The sequence below is a fragment of the Pseudomonas sp. PAMC 29040 genome (genome assembly GCF_003994535.1).
GTDB classification, from domain to species: Bacteria; Pseudomonadota; Gammaproteobacteria; order Pseudomonadales; family Pseudomonadaceae; genus Aquipseudomonas; species Aquipseudomonas paraversuta.
This window is the reverse complement of the sequence record NZ_RZAA01000006.1, coordinates 76,925-97,601: the sequence shown is the minus strand read 5'-3', so window position 1 is coordinate 97,601 and position 20,677 is coordinate 76,925. Positions and strand designations below refer to the sequence as shown.

Below are 20,677 nucleotides of genomic sequence, written 5' to 3'. Positions count from 1 at the left end.
GGGGGGAGATGCAAGCACAGGTTGAAGACGTAAAAACGGCGCTATTGTGCCGGTAGCGGCAAGGCATGGCCTGTGCCATCGGACGCGGCAATCAAGAGCTCGCGCCTGCAGGGCGAGTGAAATACACACTCACCCTGCGGCAGCCGGCTTGCCGGCGATTGGGCCTAGGCCGGCTTGATAATGTCGTGCTCACGCAGCTTGTTGGCGATGGTGGTGTGGGAAACCCCCAGGCGCTTGCCCAGCAACCTGCTGCTTGGATATTCGGAATACAGCTGCTCCAGCACTGACTTCTCGAAACGTCCGACAATCTGTTCCAACCCGCCTTCCAGGGAAAACTCCCCCAACGGCTGGCGCACGCCGTAGTCCGGCAGGCGGATATGCTCGGCCTTGACCATGCCGCCATCGCACAACGAAACCGCCTGAAACAGCACGTTTTCCAGCTGCCGGACGTTACCCGGCCAGTGGTAGTGGCTCAACCGCGCCATGGCCGCAGGTGCCAGGCGCGGCAACGGGCAACCGATTTGCCGGCTGGCCTGATCCAGGAAATGCTCGACCAAAGGCTCCAGACCGTCCAGGCAATCACGCAACGGGGGGATATGCAGCGACAACACATTGAGCCGGTGATAAAGGTCCTGGCGGAACTCGCCCCGGGCACACAGCTCGGACAAGTCGACCTGGGTGGCGCACATCACCCGCACATCGAGGTACACCTCTTCATCACTGCCGACACGCCGAAAGCAGCCATCCTGCAAGAAACGCAGTAATTTGACCTGCAGGCGCGGGCTCATTTCCCCTACGCCATCGAGAAACAACGTACCGCCCGAGGTCAGTTCCAGCAGACCGAGCTTGCCTTCCGCCCGCGCGCCCTCAAAGGCCCCGGGGCCGTAACCGAACAATTCGGTTTCGGCCATCGATTCGGGCAGACCGGCACAGTTGAGTGCCATCAGCGGCGACTGTCCCCGCGGGCTGGCCAGGTGACAGGCACGGGCCAGCAGCTCCTTGCCGGTGCCGGTTTCACCTTCTATTAATAGAGGAGCGTCGAGGGGTGCCATGCGCCGGGCCTCGCGGACTACCGCAGCCATGACTTTCGAGCTTTGGAAGATGCTGTCGAAGCCACGCAGCTCCTGTTTGCGCACGTTGTAGATCTGCTCGCCCACCCGGTCCGCGCGATGCAGGGTCAGAACCGCCCCGGCCATGGCCTCGCTTTCATCGTGCTCCAGTTGCAACGGGGCGATGTCGGCCAGAAACACGTCGCCCTTGATCTTGACCCGCAGGCCGTTGATCCGCGACTTGTTGGCGCGTACCAGCTCGGGCAAGTCAAAGTCTTCGGCATAGCGCGACAGGGCAATCCCCGGAACTTCATCCACCCGGACCCCGAGCAACTGCGCGGCGGCACGGTTGGCCGCCACAATGCAGCCCCCCATGTCGATGGACAGCACCGGAAACTCCAGGGCCCCGAGCAAGGCGTTGAGTTCCATATGCCGACGCTCGCTGGGCATCAAACCCACCCGCTTGACCCCGAAGACCCCGGCAATGGTTTCAAACTTAGGACGCAGGGCCTGGAACTGCAGATTGATCAAGTTCGGACAGTACAAATAGATCGCGTTGCCCTGATCGCCACCGACCTCCCCGCGCTTGACGTTAATGCCGTAGGCAACCAGCAGGTTAAGAATGTCGCGAAGGATGCCAATCCGGTTTTGGCAGTGGACTTTGATACGCATGGGGCAGGCTCGGGAAAAATAGCGTGGCTGGGACAATAAACAAGGGTGGGAGCCGATAACCCGGCTGCCACAGGTGCAGAAATTTGAAAATCGGGCATTTCAGCGTCACGATTATTTGACAGTTTAGCCGTCACACACTCAAGAGTGACGGCCCAACCATACAAGCGTAACGAAAACTTTACGAATAAGCCGCATCATCCCAGTAATACTGGCTCAAGGCTAGGGGCATGACGCACTCAATTGGGGTATCACTAAGGCATCGCAACAACCCGAATAATAAAAACGATTTCATTGCGGAGAGCCCCATGAAGCAAACGAAATACGTCGCCCGCGAGCCGGATGCCAACGGCTTTATCGACTACACACCCGAAGAACACGGGGTGTGGAATACCTTGATTACCCGCCAGCTGAAACTGCTGGAAGGCCGCGCCTGCCCCGAATACATGGAAGGCATCGAAAAACTCGGCCTGCCCCACGATCGCATCCCGCAATTAAGCGAAATCAATCAGGTATTGGGCGCCACCACTGGCTGGCAAGTTGCCCGCGTTCCCGCGCTGATTCCGTTCCAGACCTTCTTTGAATTGCTCGCCAACAAGCAATTCCCGGTAGCGACCTTTATTCGCACCCCGGAAGAGCTGGATTACCTGCAAGAACCCGATATTTTCCACGAGATTTTTGGTCACTGCCCGCTGCTGACCAACCCCTGGTTCGCCGAATTCACCCACACCTACGGCAAACTCGGCCTGCAGGCATCCAAGGAGCAGCGCGTGTATCTGGCCCGCCTGTACTGGATGACCATCGAGTTCGGGCTGGTCGACACCCCGCAAGGCAAGCGCATTTACGGCGGCGGGATTCTCTCGTCACCCAAAGAAACGGTTTACAGCCTGTCGGCAGAGCCTGAACATCAGGCCTTCGACCCGCTGGAAGCCATGCGCACGCCGTATCGCATCGACATTCTGCAGCCGCTGTATTTTGTCCTGCCGGACTTGAAGCGGCTGTTTGATCTGGCCCACGAGGACATCATGGGCATGGTCGAAAAAGGCATGACCATGGGCCTGCACGCGCCCAAGTTCGCGCCCAAGCCGAAAGCGGCTTGACCGGTCTTTTTGAACATTTTTTTCCACAAGAAGAACAACTGACTTCAGGAATACACCATGAACACACTGAACCAAGCCCACTGCGAAGCCTGCCGCGCCGATGCTCCACAGGTCAGCGATGAAGAGTTGCCGATCCTGATCAAACAGATCCCGGACTGGAACATCGAAGTTCGCGACGGCGTCATGCAACTGGAAAAGGTTTTCCTGTTCAAAAACTTCAAGTTCGCCCTGGCCTTTACCAATGCCGTCGGTGAAATCTCCGAAGCTGAAGGCCATCACCCGGGCCTGCTCACCGAGTGGGGCAAAGTGACCGTGACCTGGTGGAGCCACTCGATCAAAGGCCTGCACCGCAACGACTTCATCATGGCCGCACGCACCGACGAAGTGGCGAAAACCGCTGAGGGTCGCAAGTAATGCACTTCGCAGCCATTGGACGGGTCCCTGGCGACCCGATTCTCGGGTTGATGGACGCTTACAACCAGGACCCCAACCCGAACAAGTTCGACCTGGGCGTGGGGGTCTATAAAGACGCCAATGGCCTGACGCCGATCTTGCAGTCGGTGAAGAAGGCGGAACAGCGCCTGGTGGATCAGCAGCAGACCAAAACCTATATCGGCGGCCACGGTGACAGCCGTTTTGGCCAATTGATCAGTGAGCTGGTGCTGGGTGCCGACTCCTCCTTGCTGGCAGCCAGCCGTGCCGGTGCAACCCAGACCCCAGGTGGCACCGGTGCCCTGCGCCTGAGCGCAGACTTTATCGCGCAGTGCCTGCCGGGCCGCGGAATCTGGCTGAGCGATCCGACCTGGCCGATTCACGAAACCATCTTCGCCGCCGCGGGCCTGAAAATCAGCCACTACCCCTATGTGGGCAGTGACAACACACTCGATGTTGGCGCCATGCTTGCCGCTCTTGAGCAGGCGCCCAAGGGCGACGTGGTGCTGCTGCACGCCTGCTGCCACAACCCGACCGGTTTTGACCTGTCCCGGGCTGACTGGCTGCAAGTGCTGGAGGTCGTGCGCCGCCGCGAACTGCTGCCACTGATCGACTTTGCCTATCAGGGCTTCGGCGACGGACTGGAAGAGGATGCATGGTCCACCCGCCTGTTCGCCCGGGAGCTGCCGGAAGTGCTGATCACCAGCTCCTGCTCGAAGAACTTCGGCCTGTATCGCGAACGGGTAGGTGCCTTGATCGTATGCGCCAACGACGCCGAAAAGCTGACTGACATCCGCAGCCAGCTGGCTTACCTGGCGCGTAATCTTTGGTCCAACCCGCCGGATCATGGCGCGGCCGTAGTCGCGACCATTCTCGGTGATTCCCAGCTCAAACAAGAGTGGGCCGGGGAAGTTGAGGCCATGCGCAGCCGTATCGCGCAGTTGCGCAGCGGGCTGGTTGAGGCGTTGACACCGTTCGGGCTGGCCGAGCACTTTGCCCATATCAACCAGCAACGCGGGATGTTCTCTTACACCGGCCTGACTGCCGGGCAAGTGCAGTTGCTGCGTGAAAAGCACAGCGTGTACATGGTCGGCTCCGGGCGGGCCAATATGGCCGGGGTCGATGGCACACGCCTGAGCCTGCTGGCCAAGGCCATCGCGCAGGTGTGTACCCGCTAGTCCCGCCACAACCTGCAGGAGCAAGCTCGCTCCTGCAGGCTCTGGTTGCGACAACGAAAACATGAAAAGTTCGACATAATCCCCGCCAGACCCAAGAAAAAGACAAATTGTCACACTCCCTCCTGTATCCTTAGCAAGCTACTTAAAACACACCTTGCGAGGAGCGCGACGATGCACGAAATCCCAAACCTCCCCTTCCCAAGCCTGCAAGAAGCTCAGCAGCCAATCCCGGAACACACCAGTGGCGAAAACCCCGCACTGGAAGAGGCCCCTGAAAGCCTCATGGCCGACAGCGAAGACTGACGGCTTCATCAGGCGGTGTGAAAAAGCATTGGTTTTTTCACAGCGCCTGACACAATCGCTTCACCCCCCTCCCAGGATTACAGCGTGACCGATACCTTCAGCGAAACCCAAGCCAGCGTTTTGATCGGCACCGCCGAGAAAATGATCGTCCTTTGGGAGCGCCTCACACCAGAGAAGCAAGCCACCTTGCTCAAACGTTTTGGCACCAAGGAAAACGCCCTGGCCGCCCTGATCGCGACACAACTGGTTGCGCCGCTATAATCAATCTGCACCCAACCGCACCCCGCAGGACCCCTACCCCATGCCTGAAACACAGCGTCCAATGGCGATCACGCTACAAGTGGTTTCCATCGTTCTGTTTACCTTTATCGGCTATATGAATATCGGCATTCCGCTGGCTGTATTGCCCGGATACGTACACAACCACCTGGGCTACGGCACAGTCATCGCCGGACTGGTGATCAGCGTGCAATATCTGGCCACGCTGCTGAGCCGTCCTTATGCCAGCCGCATCATCGATAATCGCGGCAGTAAACGCGCCGTCATGTATGGCCTGGCCGGCTGCGGCCTGAGCGGTGTATTGATGCTGGCATCCACGTGGACGGCGGCCATGCCGGCCCTGAGCCTGACCTGCCTGCTGATCGGCCGGCTGGTGCTGGGCAGTGCTGAAAGCCTGGTCGGCTCAGGGGCCATCGGCTGGGGCATTGGCCGGGTCGGCGCACAAAACACGGCCAAGGTGATTTCCTGGAATGGCATCGCCAGTTATGGCGCCATTGCCATAGGTGCACCGCTGGGCGTGCTGATGGTCAGCCATTGGGGTATGTGGAGCATGGGCGCGAGCATTATTGCCCTGGCCATAGTTGGCCTGCTGCTGGCCTGGCCGAAACGCGCCGCGCCCATTGTCAGCGGCGTGCGCCTGCCGTTCCTGCATGTCCTGGGCCGGGTACTGCCCCACGGCGCAGGCCTGGCGCTGGGTTCGATAGGATTCGGCACCATCGCCACCTTTATCACCCTGTACTACGCCACCAACCAGTGGGAAAACGCCGTACTGTGCCTGAGTCTGTTCGGGGCCAGCTTTATCGGCGCCCGACTGCTGTTCGGCAACCTGATCAACCGTATCGGCGGCTTTCGGGTGGCAATTGCCTGCTTGAGCGTCGAAACCCTGGGCCTATTGCTGCTGTGGCTGGCACCCAGCCCCGAGCTGGCACTGGCCGGCGCGGCACTCAGCGGTTTCGGCTTCTCGCTGGTATTCCCGGCACTGGGGGTTGAAGCCGTGAATCTGGTGCCAGCCTCCAGCCGCGGGGCGGCGGTGGGTGCTTACTCACTGTTTATTGACCTGTCACTGGGCATTACCGGGCCACTGGTCGGCGCTGTAGCCGCAGGCTTTGGCTTTGCCTCGATCTTTCTGTTCGCGGCAATGGCGGCGTTTGGCGGGCTGTTACTGAGTGTTTACTTGTACCGTCAGGCCAAGCGCTTAAGGCCTGCGTAAAGGTTGCAGCAGCTCAAGCGATAGAAGTGACGGGTTCAGAAATCCACCTTGCCCCGCCCGGCCTTGATGCTGCCACGCTTGGTCTTGGACTCCAGCCGCCGCTTTTTCGAGCCTAAGGTCGGCTTGGTCGGGCGGCGTTTTTTCTCGACCTTGGTGGCGCTGATGATCAATTCTGCCAAGCGCTCCAGGGCATCCGCCCGGTTCTGCTCCTGAGTGCGATATTGCTGTGCCTTGAGGATCAGCACGCCATCGCTGGTAATGCGGCTGTCACGCAGCGCCAGCAGCCGTTCTTTATAAAACGGCGGCAAGGACGAGTTGGCTATGTCGAAGCGCAAGTGCATCGCGCTTGAGACTTTATTGACGTTCTGCCCGCCTGCGCCTTGAGCACGAATGGCTGTCAGCTCGATCTCGTTATCGGGAATATGAACGTTGTTGGAAATCACCAGCATCAAAAATGGGTCCGTCTTCAGGGCTTGCAGGATACCCCACAAACCAAAAACCCGGCGCAATGGCCGGGTTTGGGTTTATCACTCAGCTTACTTGGCAGCCGGGCTGCAAGCTGCTGCCGATGCCTGCAGCGCGCGCTTGTTCTTGATCAGGTAACACAGCCACATGAAGGCTACCCACACCGGAATCGCATACACCGACACGCGAATGCCGGGGATCAGCAACATGATCACCAGAATGAACGCCACGAATGCCAGGCAGAGGTAGTTGCCGTATGGATACCACAGCGCCTTGAACAGCGGCGTTTGCGCGGTATTGTCCATGTGCTGGCGGAACTTGAAGTGCGAGAAGCTGATCATCGCCCAGTTGATCACCAGCGTGGCCACTACCAGCGACATCAGCAGTTCCAGCGCATCGTGGGGCATCAGGTAGTTGAGCAGAACCGCAATTACCGTCACCGCAGCCGAAGCCAGAATCGAGTTGACCGGCACGCCGCGCTTGTCGATTTTTGACAGCACTTTAGGTGCATCACCCTGCTGCGCCATACCCAGCAACATCCGGCTGTTGCAGTAGGTGCCGCTGTTGTACACCGACAATGCAGCGGTCAGGACCACGAAGTTGAGGATGTGTGCAGCGGTGTTGCTGCCCAGCATCGAGAACACCTGCACGAACGGGCTGCTGCTGTAGCTGTCGCCACCGGCATTCAGGGTTTCCAGCAACGAATCCCACGGGGTCAGGGACAACAGAACCACCAGAGCACCGATGTAGAAAATCAGGATGCGGTAGATCACCTGATTGATCGCCTTGGGGATTACGGTACGCGGTTTGTCGGCTTCTGCTGCGGTAAAGCCGAGCATTTCCAGGCCGCCGAAGGAGAACATGATAAAGGCCATGGCCATTACCAGACCGGTGATGCCATGGGGGAAGAACCCGCCGTGCTCCCACAGGTTGTTCACCGATGCCTGGGGGCCACCGCTGCCGCTGACCAGCAAATAGCTGCCCAGGGCGATCATGCCGACAATGGCCACCACCTTGATGATTGCGAACCAGAACTCGGCCTCGCCAAATACTTTGACGTTGGTCAGGTTGATCGCGTTGATCAGGACAAAGAAGGCTGCTGCCGAAGCCCAGGTCGGGATCTCGGGCCACCAGTAGTGCACGTATTTACCGACAGCTGTCAGCTCCGACATGCCCACCAGGATATACAGCACCCAGCAGTTCCAGCCCGACATGAAGCCGGCAAAGCCGCCCCAGTATTTATGGGCAAAGTGGCTGAAAGAGCCGGCTACCGGTTCTTCGACGATCATTTCGCCCAGCTGGCGCATGATCATAAAGGCAATAAAGCCGCAGATCGCATAACCCAGAATCATTGACGGGCCGGCCGATTTCAGTACCCCGGCAGAACCGAGAAACAGGCCGGTACCAATCGCGCCACCAAGGGCAATCAGCTGGATATGACGATTTTTCAGGCCGCGTTTAAGCTCGCCCGAATGCGAGGTTTGTCCACTCATTGAAAGGGTCCCACACAAGGTTTGATGTGATTCAGTGCGTTGTAACTTGAGCACCAGAGGCAGTGATCGAAAGGTCTACAACACAAATCAAACCCCAGCGCAGACGCCAGGAATCCAAGGTTGTTTCACGAGTCATGCGTCACCTGTTTGTTTTTATCTGTGACGGAATCGAACCCGCAACGCTTGTGGCATTGCGGAGTTAACAAGGCGGGTTAGCCTCGAAGTTTTGGCCCATCGGCATATCGTCGATGTGGCGCAAAATGCGCGGGTACGCAATTGGGTCACAGTTAAAACGCGGCGCATTGTACACCCGCACGTAGGCAAGATCCCATCACACCGCTGTTGGCAACACTAAACAAGCTGGTTTTTTGCCGGAAATGCGGCGAACGGTGCTTTTTACGGAAAATTTTCGTTACACCAAGCCATTTTCAGAAGTAATTCGCCCATAAGCCATTGATTTCGTAGCATTCACTTTACGACCCGTAACGAAATCTTTCCATTTTAAAACCATTATCTGCAGGAGCATCCTGCCTCGCGATTGCAAAAATCAAAAGATTGCTCGACAAGCTCGCTGCTGCAGCATCCGCGGTTAATTGCAGGCATAAAAAAACGCCACCCCCGAAGGGTTGGCGTTTTTTGTACCGCGTTACAGGTTAACGCTTATTGCGGCTTGCGACGACCGAAGCCCGGGCGCTGACCCGAACCTGCCGGTGCGCCACGGCGCTTGCCCGACGGTGCATCGTCGACCAGCTTGGGGCCCGAACGGGTTGGCTTGGGCGAACGCTTGTTCACTTCGCTCGGACGCTCTGCAACCGGCGCGCCGCGACCCGCAGGTACACGATCGGTACGACCGGCCGGCTTGCGGGCCGGACGGGCTGCTTCATCACGGGCCGGACGCGCCGGGCGCTCGCCTTCGATGTGCGGCTGGCGTGCTGGACGCGGAGCCAGTGGCGCACCTTCGGCCGGACGCAGGGTACGGGCAACGCGATCGGTACGGGCCACAGGGCGCGACGATTTACGCTGCATACGCTCAAGTTTGTCTTTGCTCTTGGCGTTCATCTGCGGCATGGCAACCGGCGTGAGGCCGACTTCAGCACTGAGGATATCAACCTCGAACTGGCTCATTTCGCGCCAGCGACCCATCGGCAGGTCGGAGTTGAGAAACACCGGACCGAAACGCACGCGCTTCAGGCGGCTGACCACCAGACCCTGGGATTCCCACAGACGACGCACTTCACGGTTACGACCTTCCATCACTACGCAGTGGTACCAATGGTTGAAGCCTTCGCCGCCCGGAGCCTGCTTGATGTCGGTGAAACGCGCCGGGCCGTCTTCCAGCACAACGCCGGCCTTGAGGCGCTCGATCATCTCGTCATCCACTTCGCCACGTACACGTACCGCGTATTCACGGTCCATCTCGTAGGAAGGGTGCATCAGGCGGTTAGCCAGCTCACCGTCGGTGGTGAACATCAGCAAGCCGGTGGTGTTGATGTCCAGTCGACCGATGTTGATCCAGCGGCCTTCTTTTGGACGCGGCAGTTTGTCAAACACGGTCGGACGGCCTTCAGGGTCGTCACGGGTGCAGATTTCGCCGTCGGGTTTGTTGTACATGATCACGCGGCGAACCGATTCGGCTGCCTCTTCACGCTTGATCACTTTGCCATCAATGGAAATGGCGTCATGCAGGTCTACGCGCAGACCCAGGGTTGCATCCTTGCCATTGACCTTGATCCGGCCCTGGCTGATCCAACTCTCTACGTCGCGACGCGAACCCACGCCAATACGGGCGAGAACTTTTTGCAGTTTTTCGCCTGCTGGGCCAATTTCCTGGCTGTCTTTAGGGTCTAGATCACTCATCTGGGCACCTCCCGGTGTGTCAACTCAGGCATATAGCTGAGGTGTTGAAAATGGGGTCTCTCAGCTCGAGCGAGCGTTTGAGGGTCGCGAATCATACGCTGATGTGGCGCATAACGCATCAAAGCCTAGTCATGAACTGCAAGACTTACTTCTTTTTCCGCCGACCGGTGGCGTCCAGGGCCAGCAATCGCAAGGCCGACTCGGCCAGCACGATGCGCTTGTCTTCCTTGTCGAGCTTCTTCCAGGCCCTGATTTCACGCTTGGTGCGACCGCAGCCGATACAGATATCGTCGTTGAACTTACAAATATCGATGCAGGGGTCTTTGGTTGAACTCATGCAAAGTCCTCGTGATTGGCCCTGCAAGAGCGAGCTTGCCTCGCGATCTTTTAAAAGCTCGAAAGATCGCGAGGCAAGCTCGCTCCTGCAGAGGGGGCGTCAGTCTTCCTGTTCGCGGCGTTCTTGTTCGATGGCTTCGGCCAAGGCCCGGGCCTCGAGCTCTTCCTCGCTCAGGGTTGACCGCGCTTCCAGTGCCGCCACGGCTGCGCGCAACCGTTCACGCGCCAACTCGGCAGCGCTAAGTCTTGGCTCTGGCTCTAGCTCTGGCTCTGGCTCCGGCTCCGGCTCCGGCTCCGGCTCCGGCTCCGGACTTGATTCAAACACTTCAACTGCAACCAGGGCTTCTTCGACAGGAGCGCCATCGCGAAGCAGGTCATCAAAGTCGGTTTTAAGACCCTCCTCCATGGTGTCCAGTTCCACCAGCAAGGTACGGAAGCTGGTCTCATCCTTGGGCTCTTCGGGCTCGGCACTTTCATCGGCCAGGGCCTGCAGGTGGGCCGGCACCGGGGCGTCATCGAAGTCGAGGATCGGGTCCGGTTCCAGCTCGCGCAACTCGGCCAGGGGCGGCAAGTCGTCGAGGTTGCGCAGGTTAAAGTGATCGAGAAAGCCTTTGGTGGTGGCGAACATGGCAGGTTTACCCGGCACGTCCCGGTAGCCCACTACACGGATCCATTCACGCTCAAGCAAGGTTTTGACGATATGGCTGTTAACCGCCACGCCACGCACATCTTCGATTTCGCCGCGGGTGATCGGCTGACGATAGGCAATCAGCGCCATGGTTTCGAGCATGGCCCGCGAATAGCGCTGCGGACGCTCTTCCCACAGGCGCCCGACCCAGGGTGAAAACTTCTCGCGTATCTGCAGGCGGTAGCCCGACGCTACTTCCTTGAGTTCAAAAGCCCGTCCGTCGCAGGACTTGCGCAACAATTCCAGGGCTTTTTTGAACACGGGCGGCTCGGGACGCTCACCCTCTTCAAACAGTTCAAACAACCGCTCAAGGCTTTGCGGTTTTCCCGAGGCCAACAAAAAGGCCTCGAGCAAGGGCGCCAGCTCGCGGGGTTCAGTCAAATTCATGGTTTCAGCTCTTTATTCGGCTCTCGCCCGCACATGGATTGCCGCAAAGGGTTCATTCTGTACCAACTCGACCAGCGACTCTTTGACCAGTTCAAGAATGGCCATAAAGGTTACAACCACACCCAGACGGCCCTCTTCGGCGGTGAAGAGTTCGACAAAGGGTACAAAGCCGCCGCCTTTGAGGCGTTCCAGCACATCGCTCATCCGCTCCCGGGTCGACAGGGCTTCGCGGCTGACCTGGTGATTTTCAAACATGTCAGTACGGCGCAAAACTTCGGCCATCGACATCAGCAACTCTTCCAGCGCTACATCGGGCACCAGCTTGCGCGCCCGGGCTTCGGGCGCATCGAGCCTGGGCACAATCACATCGCGCCCTACCCGGCTCAACCCATCCAGCCCCTCAGCCGCCGCCTTGAACCGCTCGTACTGCTGCAAACGACGGATCAATTCGGCCCGGGGATCGCCCTCGTCCTCCTCGATCTCGGCCGAGCGCGGCAGGAGCATGCGCGACTTGATCTCGGCCAGCATGGCAGCCATGACCAGGTATTCGGCAGCCAGCTCCAGGCGCACGGTTTTCATCAGCTCGACATAGCCCATGTACTGGCGGGTAATTTCCGCCACCGGGATATCGAGAATGTTGATGTTCTGCTTGCGGATCAGGTACAGCAGCAAGTCGAGAGGGCCTTCAAAGGCGTCGAGAAACACCTCCAGGGCATCCGGCGGAATGTACAGGTCCAGCGGCATTTCGATGACGGCCTGGCCATATACCATGGCAAACGGCAATTCCTGCTGGGCACCGGCCTGGGCATCAACGCCTTCTATGGTTTCGACGTCAGACATCAGGCCTCGACCATAAACGGCGTCGGATCGCCGCAACCCACGCGTACCACTTCAGGTTCGAGGTCGATCAGGCTGATCACGGTCGAGGCTTTATTGCCGCCGAATCCGCCATCGATGATCAGGTCGACCTGCTTCTCCAGGGCATCGCGAATTTCGTACGGATCTTCCATTGGCTCTTTTTCACCCGGCAGGATCAGGGTCACGCTCATTAGCGGCTCCCGCAGCTCCTCAAGCAGCGCCAGGGCAATCGGATGACTGGGCACCCGCACGCCAATAGTCCGGCGCTTGGGGTGCAGCAGCAGCCGCGGAACGTCACGGGTGGCGTTCAGAATAAAGGTGTAGGGCCCCGGTGTATGGGCCTTGAGCAGCCGAAACACACCGGTTTCAACCTTGGCAAACAAACCCAGTTGCGACAGATCGCAGCACATCAGGGTGAAGTTGTGTTTGTCGTCCAGATTACGCAGGCGCTTGATGCGCTCGATGGCGTGCTTGTCGCCCATCTGACAGCCCAGGGCATAGGATGAATCGGTGGGATAAATCACCACCCCGCCCTTTTTGATAATCTCAACGGCCTGTTTGATCAGCCGCGGTTGCGGGTTTTCCGGATGAATCTGGAAAAATTGGCTCACAGAGTTTCCCTGTTCAGACGTTGGCAGCGGGCTGGTCATATTTGAATCGACGCCAAAGTGGCGGCAAATCTTCGGGGATCGGGCGATATTCGCCGATCTCGGACCAACCTCCAGGGCCATGAAAATCACTGCCGGCACTGACCAGCAGACCGAACTCACGCGCCAGGATCGCCAGGCTGCCGACCTGCTCGGCCGGCTGATGCCCGTTGACCACTTCAATCGCGTGACCCCCGGCTTGAATATAGTCGCCAATCAGCCGGCGGCGCTTGCTGCGGGTGAAATCGTAATGCGAAGGATGCGCCAGGCTGACCCAGGCCCCGGCGGCGCGCAAGGTGGCGACCGTGTCTTCAAGGGTCGGCCAGTGCAGTTTGACGTCACCCAGCTTGCCGGCCCCCAGCCATTTGCGAAACGCCTCGGCGCGATCCTTGACGAAGCCGGCCTGAACCAGGAAATCGGCAAAGTGCGGGCGGGCCGGAGCATTGCCGCTGTCGCCCAGGGTCTGCTGTATGGCTCGCGCACCTTCAAGCGCTCCGGGCATGCCTTTGAGCTCAAGCTTGCGGCTGATCTCCTGCGCCCGAAGCCAGCGCCCATCGTGGAGCCTGGCTATGGCCTCAACCAGCGCCGGAGCATTGACATCGAAGCCGTAGCCCAGCACATGAATCGTCGCTCCACCCCAGGTGCACGACAATTCAACGCCATTGATCAACGTCATGTTCAACGCCAGCGCCGCTTCGCGGGCTTCGTCGAGACCTTCAAGTGTATCGTGATCGGTCAGGGCCAGGACTCGCACACCTTTCTCGAACGCACGCGCAACCAGTACCGCCGGCGCCAGGGCGCCATCAGAAGCTGTGCTATGGCAATGCAAGTCAATTTCCACGGGAATTTAATAACCTCTAGCTGACGCTTTCGCTGTCATTGATGTTTGTTATTATGCCGCCACATCCTGCTTCTGGCTGCCACTGTGAAACAATTCATCGACTTCATCCCGCTGTTACTGTTTTTCATCGTCTATAAAATCGAACCTCGCATCGTCGAAATCGCCGGACACAGCTTGTCTGTGGGCGGTATCTACAGCGCTACGGCGATGCTGATCATCAGTTCACTGGTGGTTTACGGCATTTTGTTCATCAAGCAGCGCAAGCTCGAAAAGAGCCAATGGCTGACCCTGATTGCCTGCCTGGTGTTCGGTAGCCTGACCCTGGCTTTCCACAGCGAAACCTTCCTCAAGTGGAAAGCGCCAGTCGTAAACTGGCTGTTTGCACTGGCATTTGCCGGTAGCCACTTTATCGGCGACAAACTGTTGATCAAACGCATCATGGGCCATGCACTGACCCTCCCCGATGCGGTGTGGACCCGCCTGAACCTGGCCTGGATCGTATTCTTCCTGTTCTGTGGCGCTGCCAACCTGTTCGTTGCCTTCACCTATCAAAGCATCTGGGTCGACTTCAAGGTGTTCGGCAGCCTGGGCATGACCGTGCTGTTCCTGATAGCCCAGGGTGTTTATCTGTCGCGTCACCTGCATGACACCGAACCTGCACCGACCAACTCAAAAACCGAGGACTGACATGCTCTACGCAATTATTGCTACCGACGTCGCCAACTCGCTCGATGCCCGCCTGGCTGCACGTCCGGCCCACCTTGAACGCCTGAATCAACTCAAGGATGCAGGCCGCATCGTGCTGGCAGGTCCGCACCCGGCCATCGACAACAATGACCCTGGCGCAGCCGGCTTCAGCGGCAGCCTGGTCGTGGCCCAGTTCGACTCCCTGAGCGCTGCCCAGGCCTGGGCCGACGCGGATCCTTACGTCGCAGCCGGCGTATATGCCAATGTGATCGTCAAGCCGTTCAAGCAAGTACTGCCGTAACCCCTACGGCACAGTGTGATTGCAGTATCTTTGCCAGTGACCGACCTGTACCCCGTCGGCACTGGCTAAATCGAGTAAGCCATGAGCGACCTGTTACTGATAGATGATGACCAGGAGCTGTGCGAGCTTCTGAGCAGCTGGTTGAGCCAGGAAGGCTTTCAGGTCCGCGCTTGCCACGACGGTCAGAGTGCCCGCAAGGCGTTGAGCGAATCCAGCCCCGATGCCGTGGTGCTGGATGTGATGCTGCCTGACGGCAGCGGTCTGGAACTGCTCAAGCAACTACGCCAGGATCACCCCGAATTGCCGGTGCTGATGCTGTCAGCCCGCGGCGAACCCCTGGACCGTATTCTCGGGCTCGAACTGGGCGCCGATGACTATCTGGCCAAACCCTGCGACCCCCGCGAACTGACCGCCCGTCTGCGGGCTGTATTGCGCCGCAGCCACCCGACCGCGGTATCCAGCCAGATAGAACTGGGAGACCTGTGCTTTAGCCCGATGCGCGGCGTGGCCACTATCGACCAGCACGACATCACCCTGACCGTTTCCGAAAGCCGTTTGCTCGAGGCCTTGCTGCGCCAGCCGGGAGAGCCGCTGGACAAGCAGGAGCTGGCACAGATCGCCCTGGGCCGCAAATTGACCCTGTACGACCGCAGCCTGGACATGCATGTCAGTAACCTGCGCAGAAAGATTGGCCCCCACCCCGATGGCCGCCCGCGCATCGTCGCATTGCGCAGCCGGGGTTACTTCTATAGCGCCTGAAGCACCACGTTTCTCTGTGGGAGCCGGCTCCCACATAAGCCTGTTATGTAAATCCGCAGCAATACCCTCTTTACCCAAGCTTTACCCTCGGCTGACAGCGGTTGACCTTGATCTCCCTACACTGAGCACATCCGGATTCACCGGAACTGTCATGAAGGAGACACACCATGCGTAAGACTCTAATTGCTTTGATGTTTGCTGCTGCCCTGCCAACCGTCGCAATGGCCATGCCTGGTGGCGACGGCCCGATGGGTCCACGACACGGCGGTGAGCACGGTCGCGGCGACGCCCCTTACAGCCAACTGGACCTGAGCCGCGAACAGCGCCAGCAAATCGGCAAATTGATGGGCCAGCAAATGCATGATCGCAAGCAACTGGTCGAAAAATATCTGGAAAAACTGCCGGCTGCCGACCAGCAAGCCTTGAAAGACGAGATCAAGGCCAAGCAGGACAAAACCCAAAGCGAGATCCGGGCCGTGCTCAAGCCTGATCAGCAGAAGACCTTCGACGAGATGCAAAAGAAACGTGCCGAGCGTCAGGCAGAGTGGAAACAGTTCAAAGAGTGGAAAGCACAACAGGCTCCAAAAGCGCAATAATTCGCGCAACCCTCAAGCCCAACGACCCCTGGCCGTTGGGCTTTACGCGTTCTGATCAATTAACTGCGAGGAATTACCGTGCGATCACTGTTTTGGCGCATTCTCGCCAGCTTCTGGCTGGCGATTGCCCTGGTCGCAGGGCTGTCGCTCCTGCTGGGGCACATGCTCAATCAGGACGCCTGGATCCTCAGCCGGCATCCCGGTATCGCCAATCTGGCGCAGCAGTGGACTGAACGCTACGAAACCCAGGGCGCCGATGCCGCACAAGAATTCCTCGAGAAGCGTAAACGCCGCTATCACATTGACGTACAGGTCCTTAACGAAAGTGGCGACCCTGTGGTACGCGGTACGTTTCCACGTCGGGCTGCCGCATGGGAGGCACGCCAGCATCCCGGTGAAGAACAACTGCCGTGGCGCCGCCTGACCGTCGAGTACACCAGCCCGAAAACCGCTGAAACCTATTTGCTGATTTATCGCATCCCGCACCCGGAACTGGATGCCTGGCATCGCCAAAGCCTGATCTGGCCGCTCAGCGCGCTGGGAATTGCACTGGTGGTGCTGACCCTGTTCAGCTTGCTGGTCACCCTGTCGATCACCCGCCCGCTGAGTCGCCTGCGCGTAGCTGTACATGACCTGGGCCAAACCACCTACCAGCAAAACAGCCTGGCGCGACTGGCTTCACGGCGCGATGAGTTCGGGGTGCTGGCCACCGACTTCAACCGCATGGGCGCACGCCTGCAAAGCCTGATTGGCAGCCAGCGCCAATTGCTGCGTGATGTGTCCCATGAACTGCGCTCGCCACTGGCCCGGCTGCGTATCGCCCTGGCACTGGCAGAACGCGCCGGGCCCGAAGAGCGCGAGAAACTCTGGCCGCGCCTGACCCGCGAGTGCGACCGCCTGGAGTCATTGATCAGCGAAATTCTGGCCCTGGCACGGGTTGATGCCGACCAGGCCAGTGCCGAGCCCATCGAGCTCAACGGGCTGCTCCAGGCGGTACAAAAAGATGCCTCGCTGGCGGCTCCCGAGCAATCGGTACACCTCACGGCAGAACCTGGCTTGAGCCTTAGCGGGTGGCCGACAATGATCGAGCGCGCGGTGGATAATCTGCTGCGCAATGCGCAACGTTTCAGCCCGCCCGGACGCCCGATTGAATTAAAGGCCTGCCGTGAAGGCGAGCGCATCAGCATCAGCGTGCGGGATTACGGGCCCGGAGTGCCCGGGGAATATCTGGCGCAATTGGGCGAGCCGTTCTTCCGTGCGCCCGGCCAGACGGCGGCCGGACATGGCCTGGGACTGGCCATAGCCCGTCGCGCTGCAGAACGCCATGGCGGCAGACTGGTGCTGAACAATCATCCGGACGGAGGATTTGTTGCCACGCTGGAGTTGCCACTGGAGCCGAACGGCACTCTTTAGACCCGCGAATCAATAAACCCTTGAAGCGTGCTTGCTCGCGATTGCATCACCTTGGTGTCTCAGAAAAACCGAAGTGTCTGCAGCGCGAGACAAGCTCACTCCTGCAAGGAATTCACGCCGACCACTGCTGCACAAACTCAGCCGTATCCACCTTCGGCGCGGCACGCAGTTCATTCTGCGCAGTTCCCAGGTACAGAAACGCAACCACCTGCTCGCCCTCTGTCAGCCCAAGCCCTTTGGCCACTTGCGGTGCATATGACAGCTCGCCCGTGCGCCATACCGCACCAATGCCCTGGGCGTAGGCCGCCAGTTCAATGGCGTGAGCCGCGCAACCTGCGGTGATCAACTGCTCGGCCCTGGGCACTTTGAAGTGGTCCTGCAGGCGGGCCACCACCACAACCACCAATGGCGCGCGCAACGGCATGGCCCGGGCTTTGTCCAATGCTGCCGGGGTCACCTCTCCACCCTGGGCCTGTACGGCTCCGGCGAGGATTTCACCCAGCTGATGCCGCGCATCGCCTTCCACCGTCAAAAACCGGTAAGGGCGCAACTGGCCGTGGTCCGGCGCACGCAAAGCAGCCGCAAACAGTACTTCACGTTGCTCAGCCGTTGGCGCCGGATCGAGCAGGCGCGGGGCAGAAACACGGTTGAGCAAAGCGTCGAGAGCCTCCATTGGCCACCTCCTGAAGAAAATGTGCGGCTATTCTAACGGTATCTAGCCAAGGGCTGGCGGTTTACATACCCCGCCCCACAGGTAGAATGGCGCCCCTCTTTCATCCCGAGCTGACTTCATGGCGTTGCCGACCTTACGCATCATCGGTTTCATTATCGGCATCTTCCTGATTACGCTCGCGATCAGCATGGCCGTACCTATGCTGACACTGGTGATTTTTGACCACATGGGCGATCTGCCGTCCTTTCTGTGGGCCAGCCTGATCACCTTTCTGGCCGGATTGGCACTGGTCATTCCCGGACGCCCCGAGCAAGTACACCTGCGCCCCCGGGACATGTATCTGCTGACCGTCTCCAGCTGGGTAGTGGTGTGTGTATTTGCCGCCCTGCCGTTTTTGCTGACACAGCACATCAGCTACACCGACTCGTTTTTCGAAAGCATGTCCGGCATCACCGCTACCGGCTCAACGGTACTCAGCGGTCTGGACACCATGTCGCCCGGCATATTGATGTGGCGCTCGATGCTGCACTGGCTCGGCGGTATCGGCTTTATCGGCATGGCGGTAGCGATTTTGCCGCTGTTGCGAATCGGCGGCATGCGCCTGTTCCAGACCGAGTCGTCAGACCGTTCCGAAAAAGTCATGCCGCGCTCGCATATGGTGGCCCGCCTGATTGTGGCCACTTATGTCGGCATCACCATTCTTGGCAGCCTGGCCTTCTGGTGGGCCGGAATGAGCGTGTTTGATGCGATCAACCATGCCATGTCGGCAATTTCCACCGGCGGCTTTTCAACCTCGGACAAGTCCCTGGCCAAGTGGTCACAGCCTGCGGTGCACTGGGTCGCTATCGTAGTCATGATCATGGGCAGCCTGCCCTTTACCCTGTACGTCGCCACCCTGCGCGGCCATCGCAAGGCGCTGATCAAGGATCAGCAGGTACAAGGCTTGCTCGGCCTGTTGCTGGTCACCTGGCTGGTGCTCAGCGCCTGGCTCTGGTGGACCACCAACATGCCGTGGGGGGACGCCTTTCGTCATGTGGCGCTGAACGTAACTTCGGTGGTGACGACGACAGGCTTTGCACTGGGCGACTACAGCTTGTGGGGCAATTTCTCGCTGATGCTGTTTTTCTACCTCGGTTTTATTGGTGGCTGCTCGGGCTCCACCGCAGGCGGGATCAAGATTTTCCGCTTTCAGGTTGCCTACATTCTGCTCAAGGCCAACCTCAACCAACTGATTCACCCGCGGGCAGTGATCAAGCAGAAGTACAATGGCCACCGCCTCGACGAAGAAATCGTGCGCTCGATCCTGACCTTTTCGTTCTTCTTTGCCATCACCATTTGCGTGATTGCCCTGGCCCTGTCGTTGTTGGGGCTGGACTGGATGACCGCCCTCACTGGCGCTGCCAGCACGGTGTCCGGTGTAGGCCCCGGGCTGGGCGAAACCATCGGGCCTTCCGGCAACTTCGCCAGCCTGCCGGACGCGGCCAAGTGGATCCTGTCACTGGGCATGTTGCTCGGGCGCCTGGAGATCATTACCGTGTTTGTACTGTGCATCCCGGCGTTCTGGCGGCACTAAAAGATGAATCGGCATACCCTGCAGGAGCGAGCTGTTCTGATAAAAGCTCGCTCCTGCAGACCACTTACAGAGACCAGATCACCATGGGCCAGATCCTGTCACTGCGTAATTACCGCCAAGAGGTGATCGCCCATAGCCATGAGCACCCGCAGGTGGTGATCAGCCTCTCAGGCAAGCTCGATTTCGAGGTGGATGGCCGCGCCAGCAGACTGCATCGGCAACATCTGATGGTGGTTCCGGCAGGCGCCCATCACACCTGTGAAAGCGAACAAGGCAGCCAATGCCTGGTACTCGATGTACCCGGCGAAGAAGACTGGCTAGGCCAATCGCTGGGCCAGCACGCCGACGCCAGCCGCCGGTTGCTCGACAGCGCCGCACAGCTGTCTCTGGACCCCATGCAGCATCAATTGGTCAACTGGCTGGCCAGCAGTGCGGTCAGCGACCCGCTGATCTCCCGTCAGGGGGCAATCCTGTTGCTGGCCAGTTTAAACACGCTCGCCCCTGACTCGCCGCCCCCCAAACGCCTGCCCCTGGCAGCTCTGGATGCCTATATCGACCAAAACGCCGCCTACCCGCTGCAGGTGGCTGATCTGGCACGTATCGCAGGGTTATCCAGCACGCGCCTGCACAGCCGCTTTATCAGTGAATGCGGGCAAACGCCGATGGATTACATTCGCCAACGCCGCCTGCACAGTGCCCTAAGCCTGCTGCGCCGTAGCATGCTGCCCATAGGGGAAGTCGCCTGCCGCGTCGGCTATACCTCGCAAAGCGCCTTTGCTGCCGCCATGCTCCGCGAGTTCGGGGCCTCGCCTTCGGCACTGCGGCGCGAGTCTGGCGACAACTGACGCGAGTCTGGCGACAGACGGGCCTGCCCCCCGCACCT

The 20,677-nt window shown here is 59.3% G+C and carries 23 protein-coding genes; 13 read left to right on the top strand and 10 right to left on the bottom strand.

The genetic code is table 11. The features are described 5' to 3' along the window. Nucleotides 1-164: 164 nt before the first annotated feature. Complete coding sequence (locus tag WG29040_RS12575; RefSeq protein ID WP_003441784.1) at nucleotides 165-1,721, bottom strand: sigma-54-dependent phenylalanine hydroxylase transcriptional regulator PhhR; 1,557 nt, start codon at nucleotides 1,719-1,721, stop codon at nucleotides 165-167. Between the two features lie 305 nt (nucleotides 1,722-2,026). On the opposite strand from WG29040_RS12575, the gene phhA reads away from it, so the two are divergent. The 6 genes from phhA (at nucleotide 2,027) to WG29040_RS12555 (ending at nucleotide 6,220) form a co-directional block, all read left to right on the top strand. Beyond that, nucleotides 2,027-2,818 carry a phenylalanine 4-monooxygenase gene (phhA, locus tag WG29040_RS12570; protein WP_127196229.1) on the top strand — a complete coding sequence of 264 codons (792 nt, stop codon included), beginning with the start codon at nucleotides 2,027-2,029 and terminating at the stop codon, nucleotides 2,816-2,818. Between the two features lie 57 nt (nucleotides 2,819-2,875). After that, nucleotides 2,876-3,232 (top strand): 4a-hydroxytetrahydrobiopterin dehydratase, encoded by a 357-nt coding sequence (locus tag WG29040_RS12565; RefSeq protein WP_003441779.1) that lies wholly within the window; start codon nucleotides 2,876-2,878, stop codon nucleotides 3,230-3,232. Next, entirely contained in the window at nucleotides 3,232-4,428 is a 1,197-nt protein-coding gene (locus tag WG29040_RS12560) for an amino acid aminotransferase (RefSeq protein ID WP_003441778.1), read from the top strand. Before WG29040_RS12565 ends, WG29040_RS12560 begins: the two co-directional genes overlap by 1 nt. Before the next feature lie 171 nt (nucleotides 4,429-4,599). Then, on the top strand, nucleotides 4,600-4,731 hold the full coding sequence (locus WG29040_RS24535) for a hypothetical protein (protein ID WP_255401987.1): 132 nt from the start codon (nucleotides 4,600-4,602) through the stop codon (nucleotides 4,729-4,731). Between the two features lie 84 nt (nucleotides 4,732-4,815). Continuing rightward, complete coding sequence (locus WG29040_RS24325) at nucleotides 4,816-4,992, top strand: hypothetical protein (protein ID WP_003441776.1); 177 nt, start codon at nucleotides 4,816-4,818, stop codon at nucleotides 4,990-4,992. Nucleotides 4,993-5,032: 40 nt separating this feature from the next. Further along, nucleotides 5,033-6,220, top strand: coding sequence for an MFS transporter (locus WG29040_RS12555; protein WP_010656449.1), 1,188 nt, complete (start codon nucleotides 5,033-5,035; stop codon nucleotides 6,218-6,220). A gap of 35 nt (nucleotides 6,221-6,255) precedes the next feature. Here the strand turns inward: WG29040_RS12555 and arfB are convergent, their stop codons facing one another. The 8 genes from arfB to WG29040_RS12515 form a co-directional block, all read right to left on the bottom strand. Beyond that, the gene (gene arfB / locus WG29040_RS12550) at nucleotides 6,256-6,669 is read right to left on the bottom strand and encodes an alternative ribosome rescue aminoacyl-tRNA hydrolase ArfB (RefSeq protein WP_003441766.1); all 414 of its coding nucleotides are present in this window, start codon (nucleotides 6,667-6,669) and stop codon (nucleotides 6,256-6,258) included. A gap of 87 nt (nucleotides 6,670-6,756) precedes the next feature. After that, nucleotides 6,757-8,178: an amino acid permease gene (locus tag WG29040_RS12545; RefSeq protein WP_127196228.1), complete on the bottom strand. Its 1,422-nt coding sequence runs from the start codon at nucleotides 8,176-8,178 to the stop codon at nucleotides 6,757-6,759. A 660-nt stretch (nucleotides 8,179-8,838) separates the two neighbouring features. Further along, complete coding sequence (gene rluB, locus WG29040_RS12540; protein WP_003441763.1) at nucleotides 8,839-10,035, bottom strand: 23S rRNA pseudouridine(2605) synthase RluB; 1,197 nt, start codon at nucleotides 10,033-10,035, stop codon at nucleotides 8,839-8,841. A 145-nt stretch (nucleotides 10,036-10,180) separates the two neighbouring features. Continuing rightward, entirely contained in the window at nucleotides 10,181-10,372 is a 192-nt protein-coding gene (locus tag WG29040_RS12535; protein ID WP_003441761.1) for a DUF1289 domain-containing protein, read from the bottom strand. A gap of 99 nt (nucleotides 10,373-10,471) precedes the next feature. Further along, nucleotides 10,472-11,446, bottom strand: coding sequence for an SMC-Scp complex subunit ScpB (gene scpB, locus WG29040_RS12530; RefSeq protein WP_127196227.1), 975 nt, complete (start codon nucleotides 11,444-11,446; stop codon nucleotides 10,472-10,474). A 12-nt stretch (nucleotides 11,447-11,458) separates the two neighbouring features. Continuing rightward, on the bottom strand, nucleotides 11,459-12,157 hold the full coding sequence (locus WG29040_RS12525) for a ScpA family protein (protein WP_165878363.1): 699 nt from the start codon (nucleotides 12,155-12,157) through the stop codon (nucleotides 11,459-11,461). 128 nt (nucleotides 12,158-12,285) lie between these two features. Beyond that, complete coding sequence (locus WG29040_RS12520; protein ID WP_003441755.1) at nucleotides 12,286-12,915, bottom strand: L-threonylcarbamoyladenylate synthase; 630 nt, start codon at nucleotides 12,913-12,915, stop codon at nucleotides 12,286-12,288. 13 nt (nucleotides 12,916-12,928) lie between these two features. Then, the gene (locus WG29040_RS12515) at nucleotides 12,929-13,792 is read right to left on the bottom strand and encodes a PHP domain-containing protein (protein ID WP_003441754.1); all 864 of its coding nucleotides are present in this window, start codon (nucleotides 13,790-13,792) and stop codon (nucleotides 12,929-12,931) included. 84 nt (nucleotides 13,793-13,876) lie between these two features. On the opposite strand from WG29040_RS12515, the gene WG29040_RS12510 reads away from it, so the two are divergent. From WG29040_RS12510 to WG29040_RS12490, 5 genes are all read left to right on the top strand, one after another. Next, nucleotides 13,877-14,479 (top strand): septation protein A, encoded by a 603-nt coding sequence (locus WG29040_RS12510; protein ID WP_003441752.1) that lies wholly within the window; start codon nucleotides 13,877-13,879, stop codon nucleotides 14,477-14,479. A gap of 1 nt (nucleotide 14,480) precedes the next feature. Further along, nucleotides 14,481-14,780, top strand: coding sequence for a YciI family protein (locus WG29040_RS12505; RefSeq protein ID WP_003441750.1), 300 nt, complete (start codon nucleotides 14,481-14,483; stop codon nucleotides 14,778-14,780). Nucleotides 14,781-14,861: 81 nt separating this feature from the next. Then, nucleotides 14,862-15,539 carry a response regulator transcription factor gene (locus WG29040_RS12500; protein ID WP_003441747.1) on the top strand — a complete coding sequence of 226 codons (678 nt, stop codon included), beginning with the start codon at nucleotides 14,862-14,864 and terminating at the stop codon, nucleotides 15,537-15,539. Nucleotides 15,540-15,706: 167 nt separating this feature from the next. Further along, the gene (locus WG29040_RS12495; RefSeq protein ID WP_003441736.1) at nucleotides 15,707-16,135 is read left to right on the top strand and encodes a Spy/CpxP family protein refolding chaperone; all 429 of its coding nucleotides are present in this window, start codon (nucleotides 15,707-15,709) and stop codon (nucleotides 16,133-16,135) included. 78 nt (nucleotides 16,136-16,213) lie between these two features. Further along, the gene (locus WG29040_RS12490) at nucleotides 16,214-17,548 is read left to right on the top strand and encodes a HAMP domain-containing sensor histidine kinase (protein ID WP_127196225.1); all 1,335 of its coding nucleotides are present in this window, start codon (nucleotides 16,214-16,216) and stop codon (nucleotides 17,546-17,548) included. Nucleotides 17,549-17,660: 112 nt separating this feature from the next. Here the strand turns inward: WG29040_RS12490 and WG29040_RS12485 are convergent, their stop codons facing one another. Next, nucleotides 17,661-18,221, bottom strand: coding sequence for a nitroreductase family protein (locus WG29040_RS12485; protein WP_010656453.1), 561 nt, complete (start codon nucleotides 18,219-18,221; stop codon nucleotides 17,661-17,663). A 118-nt stretch (nucleotides 18,222-18,339) separates the two neighbouring features. Here WG29040_RS12485 and WG29040_RS12480 point away from each other — a divergent pair, with 118 nt between their 5' ends. Both WG29040_RS12480 and WG29040_RS12475 read left to right on the top strand, forming a co-directional pair. Beyond that, complete coding sequence (locus tag WG29040_RS12480) at nucleotides 18,340-19,794, top strand: TrkH family potassium uptake protein (protein WP_003441731.1); 1,455 nt, start codon at nucleotides 18,340-18,342, stop codon at nucleotides 19,792-19,794. Nucleotides 19,795-19,877: 83 nt separating this feature from the next. Next, nucleotides 19,878-20,639: an AraC family transcriptional regulator gene (locus WG29040_RS12475; RefSeq protein WP_127196224.1), complete on the top strand. Its 762-nt coding sequence runs from the start codon at nucleotides 19,878-19,880 to the stop codon at nucleotides 20,637-20,639. Nucleotides 20,640-20,677: the final 38 nt, after the last annotated feature.